The sequence below is a fragment of the Staphylococcus sp. GDY8P45P genome, from assembly GCF_017892745.1.
Classification (GTDB): domain Bacteria; phylum Bacillota; class Bacilli; order Staphylococcales; family Staphylococcaceae; genus Staphylococcus; species Staphylococcus cohnii.
Window position 1 is genome coordinate 21372 of the sequence record NZ_JAESLS010000002.1, and the last position, 7803, is coordinate 29174.

At 31.9% G+C, this 7803-nt stretch carries 8 protein-coding genes and 2 pseudogenes; 8 read left to right on the top strand and 2 right to left on the bottom strand.

Translation table 11 applies throughout. The annotated features are described in order from the left end of the window. Positions 1 to 131: 131 nt before the first annotated feature. The 6 genes and pseudogenes from KA873_RS00150 (at position 132) to KA873_RS00180 (ending at position 5132) form a co-directional block, all read left to right on the top strand. On the top strand, positions 132 to 1982 hold the full coding sequence (locus KA873_RS00150; protein ID WP_210140100.1) for a heavy metal translocating P-type ATPase: 1851 nt from the start codon (positions 132 to 134) through the stop codon (positions 1980 to 1982). 63 nt (positions 1983 to 2045) lie between these two features. Further along, on the top strand, positions 2046 to 2282 hold the full coding sequence (locus tag KA873_RS00155; protein WP_011867729.1) for a heavy-metal-associated domain-containing protein: 237 nt from the start codon (positions 2046 to 2048) through the stop codon (positions 2280 to 2282). Position 2283: 1 nt separating this feature from the next. Continuing rightward, positions 2284 to 2835 carry a Dps family protein gene (locus KA873_RS00160; RefSeq protein ID WP_210140101.1) on the top strand — a complete coding sequence of 184 codons (552 nt, stop codon included), beginning with the start codon at positions 2284 to 2286 and terminating at the stop codon, positions 2833 to 2835. 16 nt (positions 2836 to 2851) lie between these two features. After that, positions 2852 to 3544: a Crp/Fnr family transcriptional regulator gene (locus KA873_RS00165; protein ID WP_011867731.1), complete on the top strand. Its 693-nt coding sequence runs from the start codon at positions 2852 to 2854 to the stop codon at positions 3542 to 3544. Positions 3545 to 3681: 137 nt separating this feature from the next. Beyond that, positions 3682 to 4398 (top strand): annotated as a pseudogene (locus KA873_RS13510) (transposase); the annotation flags it as partial. Between the two features lie 512 nt (positions 4399 to 4910). Next, positions 4911 to 5132, top strand: coding sequence for a helix-turn-helix domain-containing protein (locus tag KA873_RS00180; RefSeq protein ID WP_011867734.1), 222 nt, complete (start codon positions 4911 to 4913; stop codon positions 5130 to 5132). A gap of 263 nt (positions 5133 to 5395) precedes the next feature. Here KA873_RS00180 and KA873_RS00185 read toward each other — a convergent pair whose 3' ends face one another. Further along, positions 5396 to 6151, bottom strand: a complete 756-nt coding sequence (locus KA873_RS00185) for a sulfite exporter TauE/SafE family protein (RefSeq protein ID WP_011867735.1) — start codon at positions 6149 to 6151, stop codon at positions 5396 to 5398. Then, on the bottom strand, positions 6151 to 6411 hold the full coding sequence (gene cstR / locus KA873_RS00190; protein ID WP_012816717.1) for a persulfide-sensing transcriptional repressor CstR: 261 nt from the start codon (positions 6409 to 6411) through the stop codon (positions 6151 to 6153). The genes KA873_RS00185 and cstR overlap by 1 nt, the downstream gene beginning before the upstream one ends. 137 nt (positions 6412 to 6548) lie before the next feature. On the opposite strand from cstR, the gene cstA reads away from it, so the two are divergent. Continuing rightward, entirely contained in the window at positions 6549 to 7616 is a 1068-nt protein-coding gene (gene cstA, locus KA873_RS00195) for a persulfide response sulfurtransferase CstA (RefSeq protein ID WP_011867737.1), read from the top strand. Positions 7617 to 7644: 28 nt separating this feature from the next. Then, a pseudogene (locus tag KA873_RS00200) lies at positions 7645 to 7803 on the top strand (MBL fold metallo-hydrolase); the annotation flags it as partial.

Sequence of the window (7803 nt, forward strand, 5' to 3'; positions counted from 1 at the left end):
TTTATATATATCTATCTGTTTAAGCCTAAATATTATTCGCTATATTTATTAGATAAGATTGATATAGGTCAAGTTTATATTTCTTAAAAACGAATACACTATGGTTAAACTAAAGTGTAGGAGAGGTTTATATGCAACAGACTATTTTGAAACATAAAAATCATATTACTGTTATTAGTGGTTTACTTATTATTATAGGTTTTATTGCACATTTTATCTTTAGTAATATGGTTATCTTTAATAGTGCTTTTATAATTGCTTCTATATTGGGTGTTATACCAATCGCAATACAGGCTTATCAGGCTATGAAAGTAAAAGTAGTGAGTATTGATGTTTTAGTAACTATAGCGGTTATTGGTGCTTTCTTTATTCAAAATTACGAAGAGTCAGCTATTGTTACTTTCTTATTTTTATTTGGATCATATTTAGAACAGCGTACACTTAAGCAAACACGGTCTGCTATTAAAGAGTTGACGGAAATGGCTCCAGAGACTGCTTTTAAGCAATTGTACGACGGACAATTTGAAGAAGTAGATATTGATGAAGTAGAGGAAGGAGATATTCTCATAGTAAAAACTGGGGCTAAGATTCCAGTAGATGGTAGGGTAACTACTGGAAAAGGACATGTAAATGAGGCTAATATCACCGGTGAATCTTTACCTCTAAAGAAAGAGAAAGGTGATGAAGTATTTGCCGGTACCATTATGGATAATGGGACTATTCAAATAGTTGCTGATAGAATTGGGGAAGATTCTACATTTGGTCGAATTATTGAGTTAGTAGAAGAAGCACAAGATTCTAAATCGGAAGCTGAACGATTTATTGACCAGTTCTCTCGTTGGTATACACCTGTAGTACTTATCATTGGGCTATTAGTTTGGGTATTAACTAAAGATACAGCACTTGCAGTTACTGTATTAGTACTTGGTTGCCCAGGGGCCTTGGTCATTGGTGTACCTGTTTCAAATGTCGCGGGTATAGGAAATGGTGCAAAGAATGGTATTTTGTTTAAAGGTTCTGAAGTGATTAGTCATTTTGCGAATGTAGATACAGTCCTATTTGATAAAACAGGTACCTTAACTGAAGGAAAGCCTGAAGTTAGCGAATTCGTTTACTATGGAAATAATCAAGAGGAGGATTTATCTTTATTATACTCGATTGAAAGGGAATCTGACCATCCCTTAGCTGTCGCTATTACAAATAAATTAGCGCAATATAAACTAAGACCTGTAGAGAGTACACAGGTTATAAAAGGTGGGGGTATAATTGCTCACGTTGACGGACACATTGTTGCAGTAGGGAATAAAACCTTAATGGAACAAGAAAGTATTCTACTATCTAATGATGTTCTTAAAGAATTAGATAAATTAGAAAGAGCCGGTAGTTCAATTGTATTAACGGCAGTTGATCGTCAGTTAATCATTTTAATGGAAATCCGTGACCAAGTTCGACCAAGCGTTAAACAAGACCTACAAAAATTAAAATCACTTGGTGTTAAAAATCTCATTGTATTATCAGGGGATAATCAAGGTACAGTTAATTTAGTTAAAAAGGAGCTAGGATTAACCGAGGCCCATGGCGATATGCTACCAGAGGACAAGCAAGCATTTTTAAAAGAAAGACAGTCTACTGGTGAAATTGTTGCTTTTATTGGTGATGGTGTGAATGATAGCCCTTCTCTAGCTATTGCAGAAGTAGGGATAGCTATGGGAAATGGGACAGATGTGGCTATTGAAAGTTCAGATATTGTTCTAATGAATTCCAATTTTAATCGTCTCCCCCATGCTTTAGGTTTAGCTAAAGGGACATACGCGAATATGCAACAAAATATTCTCATTGCTGTTGGTGTGGTGATAATATTATTGGGTAGTTTAATATTTAGTGAATGGATGTCTATGTCAATTGGTATGTTAGTTCATGAGGCAAGTATTTTGGTCGTTATTTTAAATGCAATGAGATTAAGAAGTTATCAATTAAGATAATTGATCCGTGTCAATTATTTTTAAAAAAATACCTTATATAATTTATTTAAAGGAGTGATAGATATGACTAAAGCAACATTAAAATTAGAAACATTAACTTGTCCATCATGTTTACAAAAAATTGAAAGTGGTTTAAAACAGACTGCTGGTGTAGAAAAAGATTCTGTAAAAGTGCTGTTCAATGCAAGTAAGGTAAAAGTGGATTTTGATGAAGAACAAGTCAATTTGAATACAATTGAAAAAGCTATTGAAAACTTAGGATATTCCGTTATTAGTTCAAAAGTAAAGGAAGGTGTATAAAATGACAACAGTAAATGAAAGACAAGAAAAATTAGCTGCTGAACAAGCCTATAAAGAACACATTCATCATACTAAGATTAATGCAGCAGCTGTTACAGATCATGTACTGGCTAATATTCATACCTTGCATGTAAAATTACACCAATATCATTGGTATGTAAAAGGCACAAATTTTTATTCATTGCATGAGGTATTTGAAAAACTATATAATGAAAATGAAACATGGTTTGATAAAATTGCAGAACGTTTACTAGCTTCAGGATTTAAGCCAGCATCAACAACTACCGAATTCCAAAAATTTACAACGATTTCTGAAGATTTGTCTGAAAAATATTATTCTGCTGAAGAAATGGTCTTACAGTTAGTAGAGGATTTTAGATCTAACCGTGAATTTACCATTCGTGCAATGCGTTTAGCCCAAGAAGAAGCAGATGATGCGTTAGAGGTTTTACTAATTAGTTATAAAGATTATTTAGATGTAAATATTTGGCAACTTCAAGCCTTTGTTAACAAGGATGCGCTAGAAGACGATGACTATATAGATAATGATTAATTAGGAGGAAAGTTGTATGGCACACCATCATCACCATAGTCATGTAGATTGTATACGTTTAGTTCCGATTTTTAACCACCTAAATGAAGAACAAATGAGTTTAATTGCACAATCAGCGCATGAAGTACATTATGAAAAGAATGCGTTGTTATTTGGAAGTGGTGATAAAGATGACACACTATATATCGTAAATAATGGGCGTGTACGTATTTATAACTTAAATGAATCCGGTCGTGAACAAACTGTACGCATACTAAATCCTGGTGATTTTATGGGAGAAGTGGCTATTTTTCAAACTGAAAGTTACCATTCTAATTATGCTGAAGCAATATCAGAAGTAAGTATATGTAGAATTCATAAAAAGGATATGAATGACTATTTAGATGCTTACCCAGAAATTATGAGAAGAATCCTATCAGACGTTACGAAACGTTTACAGGTATCAGAAAAGCAAACGATGCAGGTTGGTATGGAGCAAGTAGAGTCTCGTATTATTGATTTTCTATCAGAATACGTTGAGAATGAAGAAAATCATACTTATGTGACCTTACCAATGTCAAAGAAGGATCTAGCTTCTTATTTGGGTACAACTCCTGAAACAATAAGTCGAAAGTTTTCAGCATTGGAAGAAAAAGGTTTAATTAAACAACATACGCATAAATATATTGAGATATTTGATTTAGATGAATTATTATTTTCATCAAGTTAAAGTGCCGAAAAAACCGTAAGAGGATAATACTCTCACGGTTTTTTGGGTATACAAAAAGGCCATGAAATCCTAAAATAAAGTAAATTACCACAATATACTTGAAAGCAGGAAACATTATAGAGGATTGAAAACAGCAGTCGTTAATTCGGTATTTCCATCGCTATTCTAAAGAAGCACGAGCTGCAGTAAAGACGATTTCAATGAACTTATATTCTCCATATATAAGTGTTGTTAAGGCTTTTTTCCCTAATGCAAAAATTGTTATTGATCGTTTTCATATCGTACAATTACTAAATAATACAATTAACTCAATGTGGATTGCAGTCATAAATGAAATCAAAAAAAGTCGCCCTACAGATTATCGAAAACTAAAAAATCAATAGAGATTGATATTAAAAAATGCTGATTATCTCGATTTTTCAAACTATTATTATCATCGCCTATACCATGAAAAGATGACTGAGCAACGTATGGTAGATTATTTATTAAGTCTTTCTCCGAAATTACAACAAGCTTACCAAGTGATGAATGACCTTAAATTTGCGACAAAAACTAGAGACTACAGTTACTTATTAGCCACTTTACAAGATTTAAAGAAAGTCAGATTAAATAAAAAGGTAAGAAAAACGATTAATACACTGGAAAGATTCTTACCATATGTCGAAAATGCTTTAATTTATCGTGTTTCTAACGGTCCTACCGAAGGTATGAATAACAAGATTAAGTTAATCAAACGTACAGGATATGGCTACGCAAGCTTTAGAAATTTCAGAGCCAGAATTCTATTACAATTTAAACTGATCTTTAAACCATCTAATCCACTACCTGCGACTTTCCAACCAGTTGCAGCTTAAATATTAGACGATGACACTTGTTAGCTTTCATTATTAATTATCCAACTCTTGATCCGACTTTCTCGCCTAAGGGCGAGAAAAGGGTCATGCTTATCTTGAAAATAAACATGGCCTTTCAGTTATTAAAAATTTCATTTAAATCTTAACTGTGATTATTTACTTTTGGTCCCCAACACTATTTGACACAGAACCTTTCTAATTAATTATCATTTACGGTTTTAATTTCAACAATATCAGATAAAATTTGTATTCTATCTTCTTGCGTTAATACATTCATTATCTATCCCACCTTTAATAAAATTCCCCTATAACGGCCTTATAAAAATATTATTATATTAAAAAATAAAATAATATTTTATTACTATTTTATATACTTATAAACCTTTAAATTTTACAATGTAAAATTTAAGTTTGGTCAGCTTGCTGGTGAATATTCCCAATTCCTTTAGGATTTTTTCTAAAGAAAAAATAGAGACTTAATAAAATTTGGATCAATTATAAGAGAACATAGAATGAATTTATCTTTAAAAAAAGATACAAGGAGTTATTTCTTAGATGATCGAGTAAGACAAGGATTAATAGAATATGAAGATCTATCTGTAAAGACTTTAACTAATATTGAAAATGGATATAATTTACCTAGTTTATCAACTTTGAAAATATTATCAACTGCTCTAGAAATTGACTTCTTTCAACTATTAGCAGAGGTGTATGACTATATTCCAAGGCAATGAAATGTGATTATACTCAATTATATTTCATTGCCTTTCTATTTTTTTGATTTCATTTGTTTTTGAATGAAGGGATCATAAAGATAAAAGCTATTAATGGACTCTACTTTATCGTATAGAAAATAAATATATTAACTTCGAGAAGTTTATCTATTTAAGGTACACCCTAATCATACGTATATAGCTGTTGAATTTATAGCAACTTGCCATTGCCATATGAGAATGTTTTAACTTTATAAATAAGAAAGAGAANNTCTCTTTCTTATTTATAAAGCAATTTGAATAATTGCAATAATAATTAAAATACTGATGATCCACTTTTGTACAAAACTAGGGACCTTTTTACCTAATTTTAAACCTAACGGAGCGAAAATAATACTCCCTATTATTAAAAATAACGCATCTTCTAAAGGAATGTAACCTTGTATAAGTTTAATGATAAAGGCGCCAATTGAAGATATAAAAGCAATTACTATACTATTAGCAACTACCATATTCATTGGTAATTTGAATAAAACTAGCAATATAGGAATAATAATAAAAGCGCCGCCTGCTCCAACTATACCCGAAATGATACCAACGAAAAGACCAACCATAACTAATAATGGTTTGTTAAAGGAAGACTGATTTAAATTCGGTTTTACGTTAATAAACATTAAAATTAATGCGATTAAAGCAATGATAATATATATTGTATTTACAAATTCAGCATTAAATAAATTTGCTAGGAGTGCGCCTAACATGCTCCCTGTAATCATACCTCCACTCATATAAATAACTAATGGTGGGGAGAATTCGGTTTTTTTTCGCGCTTTTAATGACCCAGTTAAAGTACTGAAAAAGACTTGACTGGAAGTAAGTCCTGAAGCGATGTATGCACTGTATGCAGGAACACCAAATAGTGGTGGTAATAATAAAATAGCTGGATAAATAATGATAGAACCACCGATACCTACTAGACCCGAAATAAAGCCTCCGAATACCCCAATAAGTAACATCATAATAACAGTTGAAATATCCATTATTTACTTTTTACCAATAAGTTAACGGCTTCATTAATCAATTCTTCAGAATTTTCACCATTATCCTCTGCTGTCTTTACACATTCTATTAAATTTTCACTAATGATAATCCCCATCAAACGTTGGATTGAACTTTTTGATGCACTGATTTGAGTAATGACATCTTTACAATCTTTTTCTTCTTCCATCATTTTAATAACTCCATTGAGTTGACCTTGTATTCTATTAATACGATTAATCATTTTTTTATCATAATGCATAGTTATTTCCTCCACTTTTAATTGAATAAAGTCATAATAATAGATAGAACCAAAAATGTCAAATACCCCATTGGGTATTTGACACACTATAAACAATCAGTTAATATACCCCTATAGGTATTTATTAGGAGGATATTATGAAACAATATAACGAAAAGCATATCAACAAATTCAGTAAACAAGAATTAGAAAAATTAGGTGCACAAGGTCAACTGATTGACGTAAGAACAGAAGAAGAATATGAGCTAGCACACATAAATGGTGCGACATTACATCCTGTAGATAAGATTGAATCGTTTAATAAAGATAAAAACACAACCTATTTTGTACACTGTAAAAGTGGTACCAGAAGTACTAAAGCGAGCGAGTATTTAGCTGAACAAGGCTACGATATCGTTAATTTAGACGGTGGCTATAAAGCATATGAAGCAAAAAACGAAGATAATAATACATTAGAAGAAAATACAAATGTAGAAATTAAAGCAGAGCGTAAACAACTTAACTATAGTGGTCTTCAATGTCCAGGTCCAATTGTAAACATCAGTAAAGAAATGAAAAATATTGAAGTAGGCGAGCAAATTGAAGTTACAGTGACTGATCCTGGTTTCCTTAGCGACATTAAAAGCTGGGTGAAACAAACAGGACATACGTTAGTTGAATTGGATGAAAGTAACAATGGAATTAATGCTATCATTCAAAAAGAAAAACCAAAAGACTTACAAGTGAATCATACTGCTAAAGGTACGACAATTGTACTATTTAGTGGAGAGTTAGATAAAGCAGTGGCAGCAATGATTATTGCAAATGGCGCTAGAGCTGCAGGAAGAGATGTAACTATCTTCTTTACTTTTTGGGGACTTAACGCGTTGAAAAAAGAGCAAACAGTTAACGTTAAAAAGAAAGGCATTGCAAAAATGTTTGATTTGATGTTGCCGAAAACACCTTTACGCATGCCACTTTCTAAAATGAATATGTTTGGTTTAGGTAATATCATGATGCGCTATGTAATGAAGAAGAAAAATGTTGATTCATTACCATCGCTTATCAATCAAGCTATCGAACAAGATATCAAATTAATTGCTTGCACGATGAGCATGGATGTTATGGGCATTCAGAAAGAAGAGCTCAGAGACGAAGTTGAGTACGGGGGCGTAGGTACTTATATTGGTGATACAGAAAATGCGAATCATAATTTATTCATCTAATTAAATCTATTAAAAAAGGAGTTTCAACATGTTTTTTAAACAATTTTACGATAATCATTTATCTCAAGCATCTTATTTAGTTGGCTGTCAACGTACAGGAGAGGCGATAGTAATTGATCCTGTTCGTGATTTAACAAAATATATGGAAGTTGCAGATAGCGAAGGGTTTAAAATTACACAAGCTGCA